Annotated in this window: 20 protein-coding genes; 10 read left to right on the top strand and 10 right to left on the bottom strand. The window is 62.1% G+C overall.

Going from position 1 to position 19,347, the window contains the following annotated elements; genetic code table 11:
- Nucleotides 1-16 precede the first annotated feature (16 nt).
- Nucleotides 17-424, top strand: a complete 408-nt coding sequence (locus QM647_RS12305) for a hypothetical protein (RefSeq protein WP_414995818.1) — start codon at nt 17-19, stop codon at nt 422-424.
- Here the strand turns inward: QM647_RS12305 and cckA are convergent.
- The 4 genes from cckA to fliQ form a co-directional block, all read right to left on the bottom strand.
- Entirely contained in the window at nt 421-2,580 is a 2,160-nt protein-coding gene (gene cckA / locus QM647_RS12300) for a cell cycle histidine kinase CckA (RefSeq protein ID WP_414995817.1), read from the bottom strand. The two genes, QM647_RS12305 and cckA, sit on opposite strands and share 4 nt — an antisense overlap.
- Nucleotides 2,581-2,765: 185 nt before the next feature.
- Nucleotides 2,766-3,845, bottom strand: coding sequence for a flagellar biosynthesis protein FlhB (gene flhB, locus QM647_RS12295; protein ID WP_414995816.1), 1,080 nt, complete (start codon nt 3,843-3,845; stop codon nt 2,766-2,768).
- 180 nt (nt 3,846-4,025) lie between these two features.
- Nucleotides 4,026-4,865, bottom strand: a complete 840-nt coding sequence (gene fliR / locus QM647_RS12290) for a flagellar biosynthetic protein FliR (RefSeq protein WP_414995815.1) — start codon at nt 4,863-4,865, stop codon at nt 4,026-4,028.
- Between the two features lie 2 nt (nt 4,866-4,867).
- On the bottom strand, nt 4,868-5,131 hold the full coding sequence (gene fliQ / locus QM647_RS12285; protein ID WP_414995814.1) for a flagellar biosynthesis protein FliQ: 264 nt from the start codon (nt 5,129-5,131) through the stop codon (nt 4,868-4,870).
- 200 nt (nt 5,132-5,331) lie between these two features.
- Between fliQ and QM647_RS12280 the strand changes: the two genes are divergently transcribed.
- Both QM647_RS12280 and QM647_RS12275 read left to right on the top strand, forming a co-directional pair.
- Nucleotides 5,332-8,397, top strand: a complete 3,066-nt coding sequence (locus tag QM647_RS12280; RefSeq protein ID WP_414995813.1) for a tetratricopeptide repeat protein — start codon at nt 5,332-5,334, stop codon at nt 8,395-8,397.
- Nucleotides 8,398-8,772: 375 nt separating this feature from the next.
- Entirely contained in the window at nt 8,773-9,645 is an 873-nt protein-coding gene (locus QM647_RS12275) for an SPFH domain-containing protein (protein ID WP_414995812.1), read from the top strand.
- Nucleotides 9,646-9,691: 46 nt separating this feature from the next.
- Here QM647_RS12275 and fliP read toward each other — a convergent pair whose 3' ends face one another.
- Nucleotides 9,692-10,519, bottom strand: a complete 828-nt coding sequence (gene fliP, locus QM647_RS12270) for a flagellar type III secretion system pore protein FliP (RefSeq protein WP_414995811.1) — start codon at nt 10,517-10,519, stop codon at nt 9,692-9,694.
- Complete coding sequence (locus tag QM647_RS12265) at nt 10,503-10,829, bottom strand: FliO/MopB family protein (protein ID WP_414995810.1); 327 nt, start codon at nt 10,827-10,829, stop codon at nt 10,503-10,505. Before QM647_RS12265 ends, fliP begins: the two co-directional genes overlap by 17 nt.
- 138 nt (nt 10,830-10,967) lie before the next feature.
- Between QM647_RS12265 and flgB the strand changes: the two genes are divergently transcribed.
- Genes flgB through fliE form a run of 3 tightly spaced genes read left to right on the top strand, consistent with a single transcriptional unit; the run spans nt 10,968 to nt 12,157 of the window.
- Nucleotides 10,968-11,384 (top strand): flagellar basal body rod protein FlgB, encoded by a 417-nt coding sequence (gene flgB, locus QM647_RS12260; protein ID WP_414995809.1) that lies wholly within the window; start codon nt 10,968-10,970, stop codon nt 11,382-11,384.
- Nucleotides 11,385-11,394: 10 nt separating this feature from the next.
- Nucleotides 11,395-11,820, top strand: a complete 426-nt coding sequence (flgC, locus tag QM647_RS12255; RefSeq protein ID WP_414995808.1) for a flagellar basal body rod protein FlgC — start codon at nt 11,395-11,397, stop codon at nt 11,818-11,820.
- 10 nt (nt 11,821-11,830) lie between these two features.
- A complete protein-coding gene (gene fliE / locus QM647_RS12250) occupies nt 11,831-12,157 on the top strand; it encodes a flagellar hook-basal body complex protein FliE (RefSeq protein WP_414995807.1) in 327 nt (108 codons plus the stop codon).
- A 69-nt stretch (nt 12,158-12,226) separates the two neighbouring features.
- Here fliE and QM647_RS12245 read toward each other — a convergent pair whose 3' ends face one another.
- From QM647_RS12245 to QM647_RS12230, 4 genes are read right to left on the bottom strand one after another with little or no spacing between them, the layout of a single operon-like run.
- Nucleotides 12,227-13,108 carry a MotE family protein gene (locus QM647_RS12245; RefSeq protein ID WP_414995806.1) on the bottom strand — a complete coding sequence of 294 codons (882 nt, stop codon included), beginning with the start codon at nt 13,106-13,108 and terminating at the stop codon, nt 12,227-12,229.
- A 3-nt stretch (nt 13,109-13,111) separates the two neighbouring features.
- Nucleotides 13,112-13,882, bottom strand: coding sequence for a DUF6468 domain-containing protein (locus QM647_RS12240; protein WP_414995805.1), 771 nt, complete (start codon nt 13,880-13,882; stop codon nt 13,112-13,114).
- Nucleotides 13,883-13,890: 8 nt separating this feature from the next.
- Entirely contained in the window at nt 13,891-15,078 is a 1,188-nt protein-coding gene (gene fliM / locus QM647_RS12235; RefSeq protein ID WP_414995804.1) for a flagellar motor switch protein FliM, read from the bottom strand.
- Nucleotides 15,078-15,737 carry a flagellar basal body-associated FliL family protein gene (locus QM647_RS12230; RefSeq protein WP_414995803.1) on the bottom strand — a complete coding sequence of 220 codons (660 nt, stop codon included), beginning with the start codon at nt 15,735-15,737 and terminating at the stop codon, nt 15,078-15,080. The genes fliM and QM647_RS12230 overlap by 1 nt, the downstream gene beginning before the upstream one ends.
- A gap of 365 nt (nt 15,738-16,102) precedes the next feature.
- Here QM647_RS12230 and flgF point away from each other — a divergent pair, with 365 nt between their 5' ends.
- From flgF to flgH, 4 genes are all read left to right on the top strand, one after another.
- A complete protein-coding gene (gene flgF, locus QM647_RS12225; protein ID WP_414995802.1) occupies nt 16,103-16,855 on the top strand; it encodes a flagellar basal-body rod protein FlgF in 753 nt (250 codons plus the stop codon).
- Between the two features lie 150 nt (nt 16,856-17,005).
- Nucleotides 17,006-17,803 carry a flagellar basal-body rod protein FlgG gene (gene flgG / locus QM647_RS12220; RefSeq protein WP_414995801.1) on the top strand — a complete coding sequence of 266 codons (798 nt, stop codon included), beginning with the start codon at nt 17,006-17,008 and terminating at the stop codon, nt 17,801-17,803.
- 3 nt (nt 17,804-17,806) lie between these two features.
- Nucleotides 17,807-18,418, top strand: a complete 612-nt coding sequence (gene flgA / locus QM647_RS12215; RefSeq protein ID WP_414995800.1) for a flagellar basal body P-ring formation chaperone FlgA — start codon at nt 17,807-17,809, stop codon at nt 18,416-18,418.
- A 30-nt stretch (nt 18,419-18,448) separates the two neighbouring features.
- A complete protein-coding gene (gene flgH, locus QM647_RS12210) occupies nt 18,449-19,186 on the top strand; it encodes a flagellar basal body L-ring protein FlgH (RefSeq protein WP_414995799.1) in 738 nt (245 codons plus the stop codon).
- Nucleotides 19,187-19,347 lie beyond the last annotated feature (161 nt).

Raw genomic sequence — 19,347 nt, 5'->3', positions numbered from 1 at the left:
CGCAAGCCTGATTACCATGCCATTGCCAGCAATAGCGGCTGATTTTCATATCGATGACATCAAACCCGGCGAAGGCGCTGAAAGCGATTGCTTCACAGCCTTTCAGAGACCGGAAGCCAGACCATCTTCGAAAGATCAGACAGCCCCCAATATTTTCGAAGCAGTCAGCGATTACGCCTTTATCAAGATCGATGGAAAGGTATACCAGCTCACCCTCTCGTCAGGAGGCGCAAAGCACACCACGATGGCGCATTACACTGCCCCGAGCCTGGACGTTCAGGAAGCCCATCAGGTAACCCGCGTGGATAAGTCTTCAGAAGGCGATACCTACCATCTGAAAGGCAATCTCCAGGTTATCTATCAAGGGCAAGTGCAAACCCTGAAAGTCAAGGGCACCAGCTTCTGCTACAGCGGCCCGGATTAAGCCGCCAGTTGTTCCTTCACACGTTCGGCCAGGGTCTTGATATCCAGCGGCTTGGGCAGGAAGGAGATGTTCTGTTCCTCTTCCAGCAGGTCGGAGAATTCCGATTCCGCGTAGCCGGAAATGAACATGACCGGCACATCGCCCAGGATCGGACGCGCCAGTTTCAGCATCGAAGGCCCATCCATGCCCGGCATGATGACGTCCGAAATCAGCAGGTCGAACCGGCCTTCCTCGGCTTCAATGATGGCCAGGGCTTCTTCGCCATCCTCGGCCTCCAGCACCTCGTAGCCGCGCTGGCGCAGCAGGTGCGCCGCGATGCCACGCACGATCTGCTCGTCCTCGACGAACAGGATGCGGCCGACCCCCGACAGATCCTTCGGCACCGGCTTGGCGGCGACTTCCGGCTTAGGCGCCGCCAGCTCCTTCTCGGTTTCGATCCAAACAGGCAGGAAGATGCGGAAGGTCGCGCCCTTGCCCGGCGGTGAGACGATCTGGATATGGCCACCCGCCTGGGCGACGATACCGTGAACGGTCGAAAGCCCCAGCCCCGTGCCCTCCCCCAGCGGCTTGGTGGTGAAGAAGGGCTCGAAGACCTGAGCCAGGATTTCCGGCGGGATGCCGGGGCCGGTATCGGACACCTCGATCAGGGCCGCCCCCTGCGCCGGCGCTTCCGGCCAGCCATAGTTACGCGCCTCGTCCTGTGCCATGCTGGCGGCGCGGATATTGACCTTGCCGCCCCCCTGGGCGCGCATGGCGTCGCGCGCATTGACCACCAGGTTCATCATGACCATTTCCATCTGCCCCTTGTCGACATGGACATTGGGCAGGTTGCGGCCATAGGCGGTTTCCAGCTTGACGTCCTCGCGCACCAGACGGCGCAGCAGGACCTCGGCTTCCGAGACCATCTCGCCGACATTGAGCGTGACGCGCTTGACCGTCTGCTTGCGGGCGAAGGCCAGCAGGTTGCGCACCAGGTCCTCGGCGCGGGCGATGATCTGGCGGATGCCGTTCAGGTCCTCGTAAGACGGATCACCAAGCGGGTGATTGAGCAGCAACTGGTCATTGCGGAACTTGAAACCGGTCAGAAGGTTGTTGAAATCGTGCGCCATGCCGCCGGCCACCTGACCGATGGCCTGCATCTTTTGCGACTGGACCAGGGTCTGTTCCAGCTTCTTCTGCTCGGAGACATCGAACAGATAGAGGCTGTAGCCGCCGGAGACCTGCGAGACATAGATCTGCAGGGCGCGGTCGGACTTGACGTTCAGGACGATATCGAACGGCCCGCTTTTATTGGCGACCAGCTTTTCAGCCAGGGCGGCGCGGGAATTTTCCGTCACCAGGTCGCCGAAGACCATGCCGGTCAGGGCGTCGGGCACTCGCTCGGTCAGGGCGGCGAAGACCGTATTGAAATCATTGACGCGGGCGGTGAAGAGATCCTCTCCCATCACCAGAGCGGCGCCGAAGGGCGCGGCCTCGGCGAAGGCATCCATCACCGCTTCCGGCAGGTCGGGCCTGATTTCCGGCGCTTCCGGCAGGAAGCCGGAGTCTTCCACGGCGTGCGGCGTTTCGTGCTTGAGCATCAGGCCATTGCCGAGCACGCCCTGCGAGGCCGCGCGCACCAGAACCAGGTCTTCGCCGAGGCGCGATACCACCATTTCGTAATCGAAGCCGCCGAGCCGCACCAGCGCGCGGCCTGTGCCTTGCGCCCTGGCTTCGCGCAGGGCCACGAACAGGGCCGGCGCATGCTCGCCCTGCGGCAGGCGGCGGGTACCGCCGCCGGCATCGCTCCATGCCGGATTGACCGCCAGCACATGGCCATCGAAAGCCGCCACGGCGGCAGGTTCGCTGAGCGACTTGACGATATCCGCCGCCTTGAAGCCTTCATGGCTCAAGACTTCGGTTTCGCCCGAAAAGGCGAACATGCCCATCAGGACCACCCCGGCCACGGCGGCGAGCAGGATGCCCAGCACGATCCCAGCCGGCAAGCGTCCGGCCACCAGCCAGACGGCGGCGCAGGCGCAGACCACGATGACGGCGACGATGCCGATCGTCCACCAGTTCAGCGTGCCGCGCAACCGGCTGAGCAGGGCATTTTCGGCAGTGGGAGCGGTCTTTGGGGTAACGGTCTCTGGGGTCGAGGTCTGGACTGCGGGCAAGGCGCACCTTTGAAATAAAGGGCGACGCGAATCACCCTGAAAGACTGATTTATTCTATGCCAGCTATGCCGTTTAACAAATCCCTTACAGAACAAGGTTCTGGTGCGCTCCGAAGACGATTTTTCGTCGTCTTCGGCAAGGGCGCCCGCCCGAGCCTTTGCGAGAAGCCTCGCGGCGTTTGAGCGCTAGAATGCTCTCCGTTTCCTCGAGAGGACGAAGCTGATCAGCTTGGCCACCGCGGCGAAGTGCTGTTCGGGGATGACCTCATCGATATCCATGCTGCCATAGAGGGCACGGGCCAGCGGCGGGTCTTCGACGATCGGTACATTGTGCTTGGCGGCTTCCTCGCGAATCTTCAGGGCCACGGCATCCGCGCCCTTGGCGACGCACATCGGGGCGGCCATCTTGCCCATTTCGTATTGCAGCGCCACGGCATAGTGGGTCGGGTTGGTGACGACGACGGTGGCGTTCTTGACGTTTGCCATCATGCGCTTGCGGCCTTTTTCGATGCGCAAGGCGCGCAGCTTGGCCTTGATGTGCGGATCGCCTTCAGTCTGCTTGTATTCTTCCTTCTGCTCCTGCTTCGACATTTTCATGCGCTGCATGAAGCGAAACCTCTGCAGGGCGTAATCGGCCGCGCCCTCGACGAACAGGAAGATGCACACCGCCATGGCCAAAGCGACGAAGGCCTCGTGGGCATAGGGCAGAATCATCATGGGCGAGACGGCGGCAAGCCCCACAATGTCGGTCAGGCGGTTCTTCAGTACCGACCAGACGATGAAGCCGGTGATGATCAACTTGATCAGGGTCTTGCCAAACTGGATCATGGCGTCGAGCCCGAAAATCTTCTTCAGGCCGTTCATCGGATTGAACTTGCCGAAATCCGGGGCCAGCTTCGACGGGGTGAACAGCAGGCCGGTCTGCATCACATTGCCAAAGACGCCCAGCGCCATTGAGGCGCCCATGATCAGAAGCAGGATGGGGATGATATCCATGACCACGGCGCGGGCCACGCCCATGCCGCCATCGCCTTCCAGCGAGCCCAGGAGTTGTTCCGGATGGGCCAGGAAGGGCAGCAGGTCGCCGGTCAGGGTGCGGCAAAGCTCGGGGCCTTTCATGGCCACGATCGCGCAGGCGCCGATCAGCGAGAGGGCTTGCGGCAGGTCGCCGGATTTGGGGACTTCGCCCTTCTCCCGCGCCTGCTGGAGTTTCCGGGCCGAGGCCTCTTCTGTTTTATCTTCGCCGTCCGCTTCTTCAGCCAACACGGCCTCCCTTGATCTCCAAATCGGTTACGATTTGGCAAGCGCGAGCGGTAACCGGCGTGGCGCCCGTCCGAGCCGTTACGAGGAGCCTCACCCAATCTGTCAAAGCAAACTGGGCTAATTCCGAGAAAAAATTCGAACGTGGCCAAGCCACATTCGTGGGCCTCTGAGCGCATAAATTATTCATCGCGGCCTCGCGATGAATACTGCGAGGAGTTCCTGGTAATGATCAATGAAGACCATGCCCAGGGTGCCAAGCGACAGGGCCAGCAAGGACAGGCCAATCAGCACGCTCAGGGGCGCCACGGCGAAGTAGACCTGGAAGTTTGGCATCATGCGGCCGACAAAGCCGGTGGCGATGTTCAGCACCAGGGCAAATACGATGATCGGCGCCGAAAGCTGCAAGGCCAGGACCAGACTCTCGCTGACCGTACGAACCATCAGGGTGAGCGCATCGCCGATCATAACGGTCCTGACCGGCGAGAATATCTGGTAGGAATCGATCATGGCCCGGATGAACAGATGGTGGGTATTGGTCACCCAGATCATCACCATGCCAAGGACGGACAGGAAGGAGGCGATGCTGGTGCTCGACTGCGCCTCGGTCGGGTTGGCCGTCTGGGCGTAGGATAACGAGGTCTGGATCGACATGATTTCCCCGGCGGTCTGCAAGGTGAAGATCAGCACGCGCATCAGGGTGCCGATCATCAGGCCGATAATGGTTTCGTGCAGTATAATGCCTGTCAGCGGCCCCAGCTTATCCGGCATCGGCGGCAGGACCGGCCCGACAATCGGCGTGATCATCATGGCCAGCAGCAGGCAGAAACTCAGGCGCAGGCGCGGCGGCACCGAGGCATCACCGAGTCCCGGTATCAGCATGATCATGCCAGCCAGACGAATGAAGATCAGGCCGGTGGCCCACAATTGCGCGGACGTGCCGAAAAAGGAGGTGAGGTCGTCACCGGCCGCAGGCAGGCTGGTCGAAAGACCGGAGCGCAATTGGGCTGCCTGCACCAGCCACATGCCTATATGGCCGCGATCTTGTTGACGATCTCGTGCATGAAAGTGGCCAGCAGCGATCCCATCAACGGCAGGAGCAGCAGCAGGGCCAGAAAGACGGAAATGATCTTCGGCGCGTAGATCAGGGTGGCTTCCTGAATCTGGGTCAGCGCCTGGAACAGGCCGATCACCACGCCAACCACCAGGCCGACCAGCAGGATCGGCAGGCAGAGCTGGATGGTCAGCCAGATGGCATCACGCCCAATTCCCAAAACTTCAGCACCCGACATACTCTTAAATCCATCATAAAATTGAACCGCAACCCGGCAATATTTGCCGCATGAAGGGTTAATTTGCCCTTAACCTATGAGGAGATTCTCGTCCGGCTTAAAGCCCGAAATTATAAGGTAAATTATTTCAGCATTAACTATGGTTAAACCCCGTTCAGGCAAGTTAACGGGAGATGAGTCGAAACCGTCAGACGCCTGATATGACCGCCGGCGCCGCCGGCAGTGCGCCCGCTCCCCAGCGGACGCTCGATCGTGCGCGCGACCTGCTCGACGCCCCGCCCCAGCCTTCCATCCCGGCATCCCGGCAGAAAGCCCTGCGCACCACCGCCATCTTCGCGGCCACCTTGTGCATGGGCATGGCCACCCTGGCGCTCGGCGATACCATTCCGCCCATGCAGGTGGCGCCGCGCTCGGATATCGATATCCGCGTCGGGCGCAACAAGTCTTCCGGCCGTATCGAAATCTATGGCTCCATCGGCAGCCGCGCCTCGGTGCGCCGCGAAAAGGGACAGGTGGTCATCCGCCTGCCCGGCCAGAAAAAACCTGATCTCGGCGATATCCGCTCCAACCCGCCGGTCGGCATCAAGGCGGTCGATCTCAAGTCCGACGCCCGTGCCAGCGAACTGTGGCTGACGGTCACCGACGGTTTCGACACCCATTTCGGCCGCGAGGATGGCGCGGTCTTCGTGCAGATCGACCCGACGGCCGTCGATGACGCCAAGCCAGATGACGGCAAGAAGGACGGCCAGATCACCGTCAACCTGCAGGATGTTCTCAAGGGCGAGGCCGCAAAGTCCGCCACCACAGACACCGCGGAGGCTGCCGGCGCGCGCGTCAGTAAGGCCGCCAATGTGCCGGTCGTGGCGCTGGAAGTGGCCGATGCCGATGGCGGCAAGGATGTCACCTTCCCGTTCGATGGCCCCGTGGCCACCGCCGTGTTCCGCCGGGGCGATTCGGTATGGATCGTCTTCGATTCCGAGGTCGACCTGCGCCTGCCGCCGGAGCTGAAGGACGGCGCCATCATCCAGGACGCCCAGTGGACGCGCAATGATGGCTTCACCGCCCTGCGCCTCACAGCCCCGACCATCGGTTCGCTGTCGGCGATCAATGACGGCCTGGTCTGGCGCGTGCGCCTCGGCGGCAAGCCGCTGGACAACAAGGCCGTGGATGTCGATGTGGTGCGCGATGACAGCACCGGCGTGCCTAGCCTGAACATCAACCTGCCCGGCGCCACACGCGTCGCCTGGATACGCGACCCCAGCGTCGGCGACCGTATGGCCGTCATCCCCGCGCGTGGCCCGGTGAAGAACCTGGCCAATGCCCGCACCGTTCTGGAAGCCAGCCTCGCCTCCACCGCTCAGGGCGCCGCCGTCTTCCACATGACGCCGGACGTCAAGGTGGCCGTCTCCGGCGACCTAGTCGAGATCACCCGGCCCGATGGCCTGACGCTTTCGACGCTCGATCCCAATGCATCGCCGGATGACGACAAGCTGGCCTACAAAAACGCGCTCTATCCCGGCCTGATGAATGCCGACTGGTCGGCCGCGCCGCCGGAAGGGTTCCTGGTGCGTTATAACCGCCTGCAGGTCGCCGCCGCCGACGAGGCCAGCCAAGGCTCGACCGCCCCCACCAAGGCGCGCCTCGCCCTGGCGCGTTTCCTGGTCGGGCAGAACCTGAGTTTCGAGGCGCAGGGCGTGCTCGACCTGCTGATCAAGGAAGCGCCACGCGCGCAGGACGATCCGCAGATTCGCGGCCTGCGCGTCGTGGCGCGCATGCTTTCCGGTCGCTATGCCGACGCTACTGGCGACCTGTCGTCTTCGCAGTTGATCAACGATCCGGCCTCGCGCCTGTGGACCGGCTATGCCGAAATGCAGTCCGGCCACCATGCCGACGCGGTCAAGGATTTCAAGTTCGGCCTAAAGGCACTCGACCAGTTCCCGCCGGAATGGCGCGCCAAGCTTGGCTCGGCCTATGCCTATTCCGCCCTCCAGCAGAACGATCTGACCACGGCCGAGGCGATGATCACCTATGCCATCGCCCAGGCCACCACGCCACTGCAGAAGCTGCAGGCCTATCTGATCGATGCTCAGATCATCGAGGCCCAGGGCGACAAGGCACGCGCCTTCAAGGTCTATCAGGCGGTGGCGCGCGCATCGGACGACAGCATCGCCGCACCGGCCGCCATGCACGCCGCCATGCTGGCCTACGACCTCAAGAAGGCGACCTCATCCCAGACTTTGGCCGCGCTCGATTCCCTGCGTTTCCGCTGGCGCGGCGACGATACCGAGATGAAGCTCATCAACGACATGGGCACCATCTATCTCAGCGAAGGCCGTTATCGCGAAGCCCTGATGGTGCTGAAGGGCGGCGGCCAGACCTTCATGAACGACCCGCAGTCGATCCAGATCCAGACTACGCTGAACCAGGCCTTCCGCGGCCTGTTCCTCGGTGGCATGGCAGATGGCCTGCAGCCAGTGGAAGCGCTGGGCCTGTTCAACGACTTCAAGGAACTGACACCGATCGGCGCCGATGGCGACGAAATGGTGCGCCGGATCGTGCGCCGGCTGGTCGATGTCGACCTGCTCGACCAGGCGGCCGACCTGTTGCAGTATCAGGTCAGCAACCGCCTCGACGGTGTGGCCAAGTCGTCGGTCGCTTCCGACCTCGCCGCCATCTATCTGATGAATCACGATCCCCAAAAAGCGCTGCAGGCCCTGTGGAGCACGCGCACCACCCTGTTGCCGAAAACGGTCATGGCCGAGCGTCGCCTGCTGGAAGCGCGCGCCCTCAGCGAACTGAACGAGCCCGACAAGGCGCTGGATGTGCTGGGTAATGACAACTCTCCGGACGCGCAGGATATTCGCGCCGACATCTTCTGGAACCAGCAGGACTATGCCCATGCCGGCGCCATGCTGGAAAAGCGCCTGGCTGACCGCTGGAAGACCGATGCGCCGCTCAGCCAGGCCGACGAAGGCCGTCTGCTGCGCGCCGCCGTGGCCTACAGCCTGCAGAAGGATCAGGATTCGCTGACCCGGCTCTCTACCCGCTTCGGTAAATTCGCTGATACCGCCGCTTCGGGCGACGCCATCCGTGTAGCCCTGGCGCCGCTCGATGGCGGCACGCTGAGCGCCAAGGATTTCGCCGCCTCGACCGCCGCCAATGACAGCTTCGCCGCCTGGGTGACCGGCATGAAGAAGAAGTTCCGCGAAAAGGACGACGCCGCAGCCAAGGCTGCCGCCAATGCGCCGAAAAGCAAGACGGCTTAGTATTGCCCACGCTTTCGAGCGCAAAGTCACATCCATGTGATCATTGTCGTGTTTCGCTTTAAGGACAGGCGACAAACCTGTAATATATGCAGGTCCCCAAGATTTGGGGGATGTAAAACAAATGAAGGAAAATGATCGTCAGTTAAGTCAGGCATAGCCGCAAGTTTAATGCGCGGCCATTCGTCGAAATCTCGGCACCAGCCCATATTTGCTCTTACGCGATCAAGCCCTCCCCGAAACCAAGACTATTGTCACTCTCCTTCGTGAGAGCGCGCATTTGCTTGTTCTGTTTTGTTTTAAACTCAACCATGAAAGGTCGGGGGACCTGAGCCGCGTTCGTACTGGCCGCAGCCCTTGAAAATCACATATATGAACATGAATAATCTCCGCTCAGGCGTTTCCCTGCCCGGCAAATGGAAAGTGCTTATCCCGGCAGGCGCGGTCGCCGCCCTGGCGCTGTTTTCGCTGGTTTCGTGCGGCCAGACGGTGCAGCCGGGCAATGTCGGGGTCAAGATCCGCACCCTGGGGCCCAATGCCGGCGTCGACGCCACGCCCGTGCCTTCAGGCTGGCACCTCAACCTGCTGGGCGAGCGCATCGCCGAGTTTCCGGTGATCCAGCGGACCTACACCTATACGCGTGAGGCCGACGAACGCGGGCCGGAAAACGAGGAGATCACCTTTTCCGACAACAACGCCCTGCCGATGACGGCCGACGTCCAGCTGGTCATGCGCATCGATCCAGCCAAGGCGCCGGCGCTTTATAAGCGTTACCGCCTGAGCTTCGACCAGATGTTCGAGGGCCCGATCCGTAACGATGTCCGCTCGGCCGTCGCTGCGGAAACCGAACTGGTCAGCGTCGAGTTCCTCTATCGCGGCGGTCGCCAGCAGGTGATCCAGAGGGCGCTGAACCGCGTCAACCGCAAGTGGGAGCCACAGGGCGTCAATATCAGCCAGCTCGACTGGATCGGCACCATCCGCTACCCGCAGGTGATCCTCGATTCGATCCAGGCCAAGACCAAGGCCGACGCCGATGCCGCCGCGGCCCAGGCGCAGGTGGCCGTCGCCAAGGCACAGGCCGATGCCCTGATCGAACAGGCGCGCGGTCAGGCGGAATCGAACCGCCTGCTGGCCGTGTCGATCAGCAGCAATCCGGAGGTGGTGCAGTTGCGCGCCATCGAAAAGTGGGACGGTCATCTGCCGACCACGACCGGCGGCGCAGTGCCGTTTATCGATGTCGGTAAGCGGTAAGCATGGACGGGAGGTCCCATAATGAAATGGCAGCCTCCCTTTTTCTTTATCCCCCGCCGGTCACCGCCGGGTGGAAGCTCTGCACCAGAGAGCCGGCGACCAGATGCCAGCCATCGACCAGCACGAAGAAGATCAGCTTGAACGGCAGCGATATAGTGGCCGGCGGCAGCATCATCATGCCCATCGACATCAGCACCGAAGCGATGACCAGGTCGATTACCAGAAAGGGCACGAACAACATGAAGCCGATCTCGAAGGCCTTTTTCAGCTCCGAGATCATGAAGGCGGGCGTCACCACGCGGATTGGCAGGTCCATCTTGTCGGCCGGCATCTCCAGTTTCGACAGGCCGACAAACAGGCCAAGGTCCTTAACATCGACCTGGGCCAGCATAAAAGCCTTGACCGGCTGGCTGGCGGCATCGAAGGCCTGCGGCATCTCCATTTCCTGATCCATCAGCGGCCGGATTCCCTGGCTGTAGGCCGCCTCCCAGGTAGGCGCCATGACCACCGCGGAAAGGAAGAGAGCCAGCGAGACCAGCACCGCATTGGGCGGACTCTGCTGCAGGCCCAGCGCCGTGCGCAGCAGGGACAGCACCACGGTGATGCGGATGAAGGAGGTGGTCATGATGACGATCGATGGCGCCAGAGACAGCACCGTCATCAGGCCGATCAGTTGCACCACGCGGGCGCTTAAGGAACCGCCCTTGCCGAGATCGACATTCACCGATTGCGCCAGCGCGCCATAGGGTATGATCATCAGAGCGAAAGCGACGGCAAAGACCGCCAGCACGATGAGATTCATCGTCCTGGGGCCAATCGGCTTGCGCGCCTTTATGTCGGTATCCGGAGCACGCACGTCAGAACAGGTCATCATTGGGGTCCACGGATGTCTTTACGGAGGACGCATTCACGGCAGATTTGCCGGGCAGGCCTTGCGCATCAAGCTCGCGGCCCTCGCCCAGCAGGACCAGGCGTTCCTTGTCATCGAACCGGACCAGCACCAGCCGGCGCGCCGGATCGAGCACCAGGGTCTCGATCACTTCCAGCCGCCGGGCGCCACGCTGCGCCTGCAGCTTCGCCATCAGGCTGGGCGCATAACGGCGCAGCACGAAGGCCAGGCCGAGGATCAGCCCGATCACTATAGACAGGCCGAAAAAGGCCCGCAGGATTTCTACCAGACTCATCTCATCCTTCTGCGCCCGTGCCGGTTAACGCGGCGTTTACTTAAAGCCTTCGTTAACCAAAAGGTGGGCATAATTTGCCTCGTATCTGTGGCATAACCCTCATTAGGTTGAGTCGCGGGGTTTCGGAAAGGCTTGAGCATGGCGAACGAAGGCATAGGGTTTCTGAACGCGCTGCAATCGCGCATGAGCTGGCTGAACGACCGGCAGAAGGTCGTGGCCCAGAACGTCGCCAACGCTTCGACGCCAGGCTATAAGCCGCATGATTTGATGGGCCAGGACTTCGGCAAGCTGATGGCCGGCCAGGACGACTCGTCAAATGGCGTCGGCATGACCATGACGAATGCGATGCACATGGCCGCGCCGGAAGGCGGCGCCACGCGGGCCAAGGAAATCGTCTCGCTCGATTCGGAAACCACCATGGACGGCAACAGCGTTGTGCTTGAGGAGCAGATGCTCAAAATGGCTGAAAGCCGCATGCAGTTCCAGGCGGCGGTCTCCTTCTACGAAAAGTCTATGTCGATGCTGCGCACCGCCGCCAAGGCGCCGGGTAAATAGGAGCTGACCCATGATCAATAATGACAAGCCGACCCAGTCCAGCCAGACCATGGCCGTCGCCGCCTCTGCCCTTAAGGCGCAGCAGGCACGCATGCGTGTCATCGCCGAAAACATCGCCAACGCGGATTCGACCGGCCGCACACCGGGTGCCGACCCTTACCGCCGCCAGACACCTGTCTTTACCTCGGCCAAGGTCGATGGCGCCACCGGCGTCAAACTGTCCAATGTGGTGCAGGACATGAGCGCCTTCCAGCAGGAATATGACCCGACCCATCCGGCGGCCGATGCCAGCGGCTACGTCAAGAAGCCGAACGTCGATCCGCTGATCGAAACCATGGACATGCGCGAGGCCCAGCGTTCGTACGAAGCGAACCTGAATATTATCGAGACGGCCCGCGCCATGACACAGAAAACCCTCGACATCCTCGAAAAATAAGGCCTGACCGATGGACCCCTTATCCGCCGCACGCGCCTATGGCGCGGCCATCAAGCAGGCACAGACCGCCGCCAGGGAAGCTGGCAGCGACACGGGCAGTGCGACCGGCGCGACCACTTCGCCTGACTTCGGCAAGATGCTGCAGGGCGCGCTCGAACACACGATGAAGACGACACAGGGCGCCGAGGACATGATGGTGCAGCAGTCGCAGGGCAAGGCCGAGCTGATCGACGCTGTCACTGCCGTATCGAGCGCCGAGACGAGCCTGCAGACGGTTATCTCCATTCGCGACCAGGTGATCAGCGCCTATCAGGAAATCATGCGGATGTCGATTTAGAGCACTTAGAACCGGCTTCAAAAAAGCCTTCCCGATCGCTGATCGGGAAGGCTTTTTTGTGCGCGTTTATCAGCTCTTTTTCGTGCCCGACGCAGGCGGCTTGGCAGCGGCCGCAGGCGTTGCGCCCGGCGCGGAAGGCCCGCCGGCCGTCGTCTTGTTGAGCTGCTGCTGCAGGCTGTCGGCGCGCTGCATGCGCTTGGCCAGCTTCTCGGTCAGGTCCTTGGCGGCATCGGCCGACATGGCGCCGAGAACGGCGGCCAGCGCGCGATCCTTCATCTTCGAGGCGATCGGCAGGCGGACATCGTCGCTCATGATGGTCATGGCGGCGGCGGCATCCTTCGGCTTCATGGCCGAATAGACCGCGACCAGGCGCGTCGTATCGTCGTCCTGCACCTTGGTTGCCTGATCGATCAGGGTCTGGATCTGGGTCTTCAGGTCAGCCAGCTGGGTAATGCGGGCATCGAGCTTGGAATCCGCTGCCTCGATCAGCTGGGCGCGCGAATTGAGCTGCTGTTCGCGCTGGTCGAGCTGGGCCCGGCGCTGGCCGAGGCTCTGCAGGATATTCAGTTCATTCGGCGACATGCCGGCCTGCTTGGCCAGGTCATCGACCGAGGTGGCGCAGATCGGCGTCATCGGCGCCGTGGCGGCCGCGTCCTTGGCCTGGGAGGCCGCATCCGCCGCCTTCAGCGCCGGATCGACACCATAGCTCTGGGTCGGGTCGTCCGGCTGGTCAACCTCCCCTTTGCCCGTGCTTTTGGCAGCCGCCTTCTTTTCGGCCGCAGGTTTATCGGTTTTCTGGCCGTTTTTCTGGTCGGGCTTTTGCGCGCTGGCGGCAAAGGCCGTAGCGGCGTGAAACACGTCCGGCATCACCTCAAGGCTGGTGATCGCCTTGAGGGCAAGCACGCCGCCCGCGGCGACGGCAACAAGCGGCAGGAAACGGGGTAAGGCCATCTATCAGGGTCTCTTGACGGTAAACTGGCGCGGGCGGCCCCTGGGGGTATCCAGGGAGGCGTCCGCTGCGGTACGGGTAGTGTCTTCGCGGCCGGCGCCGCCGAACAGGTCGTCTTCAACGGAAGACGCCTGCCTGGTGGGCAGGTTGAGGCTGCGGATCATTTCATTGAGATTGGCGACGACCAACTCGGACATCTGGACCTTGTCGATCATCTCGCCCTCATCCTCCGGTTCGAAGTCCGGCAGGAGACTGCGGCCCTTGCGCACATAGGGTGTCTGGGCCAGGGGCATTTCCTTGGGGCGTTCATGACGGCTGGCCAGGGTTTCCGGCTCATAATGCGCCGGACGGATGATTTCAGGCGTCTGGCGCGGGGGCAGAGGTGGCTCGGGACGCGGCTCAGGCAGGCGCTCCGGTTGGCGTTCCGGTTGGCGTTCTGGCAAGGTCTGGCGAAGGGCGCTGTAGCTGGCCATGCCCTTTTCCATCTCCGTCTGGACGCGTTCGGCGCGGGTCACCTGCAGGTCGAGCTTTTGCAGCACATCGCGGGCCGCCAGAATGCGGCCATGCAGCAGGTCCTGCGATTCATCGGCATGGCCACGCAATTCCTTCAGCGAGTTGTGGGCGCGGATGGCGGCGTCATCGAGATCGTGAACCGCCTTTGCAAACCCTTCGTGGGCGGCGCGCAAAGCCTTCAGGCGCTTGTCGAGGCGCATGCCGAACATCAGGGCCGCCGCCAGCAGCACCATCAGGATCACATTCATGACGATGTTCACCATGCGCCCGCCTATTTCTTCTGCTGCATCAGGCGGCGCTTGGCCGCAGAAGCCAGCGGGGAATCGACGCGCACGGCGATGGAATGGCCCTTGCGCCCCATCCGGCCGGTGGTCAGGGGAATGGCGCCGCACTTGATCTGCACGGGCGATTCCGCATTGGCATTGAGCACGATGGTTTCGCCGACCTGCAGATTGAGCACCTTGGAAAGCGGCATCTGCTGCTCGTCGAGCACGGCGCTGACCTCCATCTGGGTGGTCCAGATTTCGGTGGCCAGGTGGCTTTCCCAGATGTTGTCACGGCCGAACTTCTCGCCCATGAACTGCTGGAGCAGCATCTTGCGGATCGGTTCCAGGGTGGCATAGGGCAACAGCAATTCAACGCGACCGCCCCGGTCTTCCATGTCGATGCGCAGCTTGACCAAGATCGCCGCATTGGCCGGGCGGGCGATGGCGGCAAAGCGCGGATTGGTTTCCAGGCGGTCGAGGTTGAAATTGACCGGGGTCAGCGGCTCGAAGGCCGCCTTGGCATCGGCGAGGATGACCTCGACCATGCGCTGCACCAGCACGCGCTCAATCGTGGTGTAGGGCCGGCCTTCGATACGCAGTGCCGCCGTGCCGCGACGGCCGCCCAGCAGCACGTCAACGATCGAATAGATCAGGTTGGAATCAACCGTCAGCAGGCCGTAATTATCCAGCTCCTCGGCGCGGAAGACCGCCAGGATCGCCGGCAGGGGGATCGAGTTCAGGTAATCGCCAAAGCGGATCGAGGAAATGTTGTCGAGCGACACTTCGACGTTGTCGGACGTGAAGTTGCGCAAGCTCGTCGTCATCAGGCGCACCAGGCGGTCGAAGACGATTTCGAGCATCGGCAGGCGCTCGTAAGACACCATGGCCGAATTGATGATCGCCCGGATGCCCGAGCGTTCGTTATAATCGTCTTCCGACAGGTCGAAACCGAGCAGGCTGTCGATTTCATCCTGGTTGAGGATACGCTCGGCGCCGGCGGGCACATTGAAGCGCTCGCCCCCCATGCCGCCCCCGCCGACCATGGCTTCCCATTCGGCCGCGAGATCGCCGCCGGCGTCACCGCTGCCACCGGCGCCACCGCCACCTGAACCTCCCGTGGCGGCCTCGGCTTCGGCGGCAAGCTCCGCCTCCCAAGCCGCCATCATGGCTTCCTGATCGACCTCGTCGGACATTAGGTAATCAACATCTCTTCGATAAGAACGGCGTTAATCTTGTGGGGCGCCAGCACGAGATTGACCCGGCGCAGGATTTCGAGGCGCAGCTGGTAATTGCCCTGGGAGCCCGACAGGTCTTCCGGACGCAGCTCGCGCAGGAAGCCCTGCAGCACGTCATTGATGCGCGGCAGGCTTTCGGTAATAGCATCCGAAGTGTCCTCGTCCGGACACTCGAAGGTCAGCTTCAGCTTGAGATATGAGGCATGGCCGTCCGGCGACTGGATATTGGCCACCATGTTCGGCAGTGAAAGATAGGTCGTGCCGTTCGGCCCTTCCGAAGCGACCGGCTGGGTGGCCGGATCGACCTTGGCGTCGCCGCCTTCCTTCTTGTCGCCGTGGCCGCCCTTCTTGTCGTCCTTTTTCTTCTCGTCCTTCTTTTCGCCTTCCTTGCCATGTTCGCCAGCCTTGGCGGCGTCGGCCGCCGCAGGTGGCTTCTTGGGAGCGAGGAACAGGAAGTAGGCCGCGGCGCCGCCGCCGCCCAGCAGCAGCACGACCACGGCGATGATAACGATCAGCAGGGGAAACTTCTTCTTGGGCGCGGCCTCGCCTTCACCGCCTTCGGCACCGTCTACCGGCGGCGCTTCCGCATCCTTAGGCTTCTTCTCTTTCTTGGCCAAACTGCCCACCCATCGATAATACGCGACAGAGATGAACCTTAAGTCTAGGCCCAACTCTTAAACAAACCTTAAGCGCCGTCCCGAGCCACGGCCCGGAATGGCGAAAGCGTTAACGGCACTATCGCCAAACATGGTTAACGATTGCTTGTTATCCGCGCCCCGTGCGGCATTTTTTGCCGCCCCCTCCATGTGCAAAGATTCGGCGCGAACCGTCAACTTCCTTTTAAATCAAGGCTTTGATGAATTTTCAGCGGCATGGCACAGGGCTTGCATCTTCCCACAACATGGTTAACGGCGCATCTGAGGGATTCGCGACGCTGGCCACTAACACCTTGAACCTGAACCTTTAATTGGGAGCTGCTGACATGGATAATGCCAACTACGTCGCCTTGTCGCGCCAGATCACCCTGCAAAGAGAGCTGGACATCAGCGCCAACAACCTCGCCAACATGAATACCACGGGCTACAAGTTCGAGGAACTGCTGGTCAATGCCGAGCCCGGCGCCCCCGCCGTCAACGATCCGATCCGCACACCGGCCAATTTTGCCTATGACAACGGCGTCGGCCGTAACTTCACCCAGGGCACGCTCAACCAGACAGGCGCGCCGCTCGATCTGGCCCTGAACGGCGAAGGCACCTTCTTCACCGTCACCGGCAAGAACGGTCAGCCGGCCTATACCCGCGATGGCGCCTTCACCCTGAACGGCGAAGGCACCCTGGTGACCGCCGAAGGCTACGAAGTCCAGGGCGACGGCGGCCCGATCACGCTCGATCCGCAGAAAGGCGAGCCGACCATCTCCGCCGATGGCATCATTACCCAGAGCTTTCAGGGCCAGTCCGAGCGCGTCGGCAAGATCAGCGTCGTACGCATCGCCAATATGAGCGACCTGTCGAAGAACGGCGACGGCACCTACAGCCTGACCAGCAACGCCACGCCGATACCGGCCGCCGATGCCACCGTTCGCCAGGGTTTCCTGGAAGCCTCCAATGTCAATCCGATGACCGAGATCACCAACCTGGTGCGCATCAACCGCGCCTATTCGACTCTCGCCAACATCATGGAGCAGAACAACGAGATGAACCGCAGCGCCGTCGAGCGCCTCGGCAAGGTCGCGTGATCACCATGACAGGTATCACCATCACGTCTTTTCTTTTGCGCTCAGCGCCGCGCGGACTTTCCCCGCAACGGCCGGGACGCGCAGTCGCGCCTGCCGGATCGCGGAACGATCCGGAAGCCGTCATTTGTTTGAATTTGGGAGCGTAGTCCTATGAGAGCCTTACGTACCGCGACCACGGGCATGGCTGCCCAGAACATGAATGTGGAAGTCATTTCCAACAACATCGCCAACATGAACACGGTCGGCTTCAAGAAGCAGCGTGCCGAGTTCCAGGACCTGATGTACCAGAATGTGGAGCGCATGGGCGCCCAGTCGTCGGATTCCGGCACGGTGGTACCCACCGGCATCCAGGTCGGTTCCGGTGTGAAGACCGGCAGCGTCTACCGCATCATGACGGATGGCACCGCCACCCAGACCGACAACGACTACGACGTCATGATTCAGGGCCGGGGCTATTTCCAGGTCCAGATGCCTTCCGGTGAAACCGCCTATACCCGCGCCGGCAACTTCTCGCTTGACGATCAGGGCCGGCTGGTGACGACGGATGGCTATCTGGTGCAGCCCAGCATCACCATTCCCACCGGCACGACCGCCGTGACCATCTCCAGCACCGGTGAAGTCCAGGTCACGACCTCCGGCTCCGGCACCACCACCCCGACCGTGGTCGGCCAGTTGCAGCTGGCCACCTTCGCCAACCCCGCCGGTCTCGACGCCCAGGGCGACAACCTGTTCCTCGAAAGCGGTTCTTCCGGTGCCCCCAACGTTTCCACGCCGGGCGACACCGGCTACGGCACCATCCTGCAGGGCTACACCGAATCCTCGAACGTCGACGCCGTGTCGGAAATCACCTCCCTGATTGTGGCCCAGCGCGCCTATGAGATGAACTCCAAGGTCATCACCACGGCAGACGAAATGCTCCAGACCACCAGCGCGCTGGCGAGGGCCTAAGCTATGAAAATGCTTCCGCTCCTCGCGGCCCTGCTGCTTGTCGCTCCCGCCATAGCGCAGGCCCAGACCTCGCCCGTGCCGCTCATCCTCAAGAGCAATGTCACCGATGGCGACGGCCGCATCACGCTCGGCGACGTGTTCGACAATGCCGGCCAGGCCGCCAATGTCCTTCTCGGTTACCGCAAGGGCGCCACCGCCATACTGGATGCCGCCATTGTCCAGACCATCGCCGCGCGCAATGGCCTCTACTGGGATAATGCCCGCGGCCTGCGTCGCATCATCGTCGCCGCCGGCCCGGAAACTGCCTCCGGCAGCGCCCAGCAACTAGCGACCATAGACGACGGACAGGCCCCTTCCGGCTGGACGCCGCAGATGACCAGCGGCCCAATGGCCGTCAAGCGCTCGGAAATGGTGGCCGTCACCTGGACCCAGAACGGGCTGAGCCTGACCCTTTCCGCCATCGCCCAAAAGGACGGCGCGATCGGCGACGTCATCCAGGTGCAGAACACCGCCTCGAAGAAAATTATCGACGCCGTCATCACCGGACCCGGCCGCGCCGTTTCCGGCCCGGCGGCCGCCCAGCTCCGCAATCAGACCTACCTCTCCGCCCGTTAAGTTTCAGACCCTTTTCTCAAGGTGTTGATCATGTCCCGAGTTCTCCTTTCCACCCCCATTCTCCTGGCCAGTGTGGTCGCACTCAGCGGCTGCGCCTCCGTCCACGAGGCCGTCAATGCCCCCAGCCTTTCGCCCATGGCCTATCCCGCCGCGCTGGTGCCGCAGCAGCAGGTCATCAACTATCCGCAGACCAGCAATACGCCCGCCTCCAGCAATTCGCTGTGGCGCGTCGGCGCGCGCACCTTCTTCAACGACCAGCGCGCCCGTGCCGTTGGCGACATCCTGACCGTTCAGGTCGATATCGACGACAGCGCCCAGACCAGCAATGCCACCGACCGCTCGCGCACCAACGACTTCACCGCCGCCACGCCCTCCTTCTTCGGGCTGGAATCCACGCTCGGCAAGATTCTGCCCGGCGCCTACGATTCCTCCAAGGCCATGGCCAATTCGAGCAGTTCCTCCTCGACCGGCTCCGGCACCATCAAGCGCTCTGAAAAGATTTCCGTCACCGTGGCCGCTATCGTTACCGGCGTGCTGCCGACAGGCAATTTGATCATCCAGGGCTCGCAGGAGGTGCGCACCAATCGCGAAGTTCGCGTACTGACGGTCGCCGGCATCGCACGCCCGGAAGATATTTCCTCGACCAATACCATCAAGCACACCCAGCTGGCCGAGGCGCGCATCTCCTATGGCGGCAAGGGCGATGTCACCAATATGCAATCCCCGCCGGCCGCGCAGGCTCTGATGGAGAAATACTCTCCTTTCTGATTTTCAGCTCAAACGCCGGACCAGCCCCCCATGACTTCGGCCGCTTGCCCTTGCCAAAATCCATTTTTGGATTTTGGAGGCGGCCCTTGACCTTATATTGAGACTTATCGGCTAAAAGTGGCGGTCAACGAATACCCGATCGCCATTTTCAGGTCCGATGT

It is taken from the genome of Asticcacaulis sp. (assembly GCF_047605585.1).
Classification (GTDB): Bacteria; Pseudomonadota; Alphaproteobacteria; order Caulobacterales; family Caulobacteraceae; genus Asticcacaulis.
Note: the sequence above shows the minus strand (reverse complement) of the source record. Positions and strands in the feature narration are given on the sequence as shown.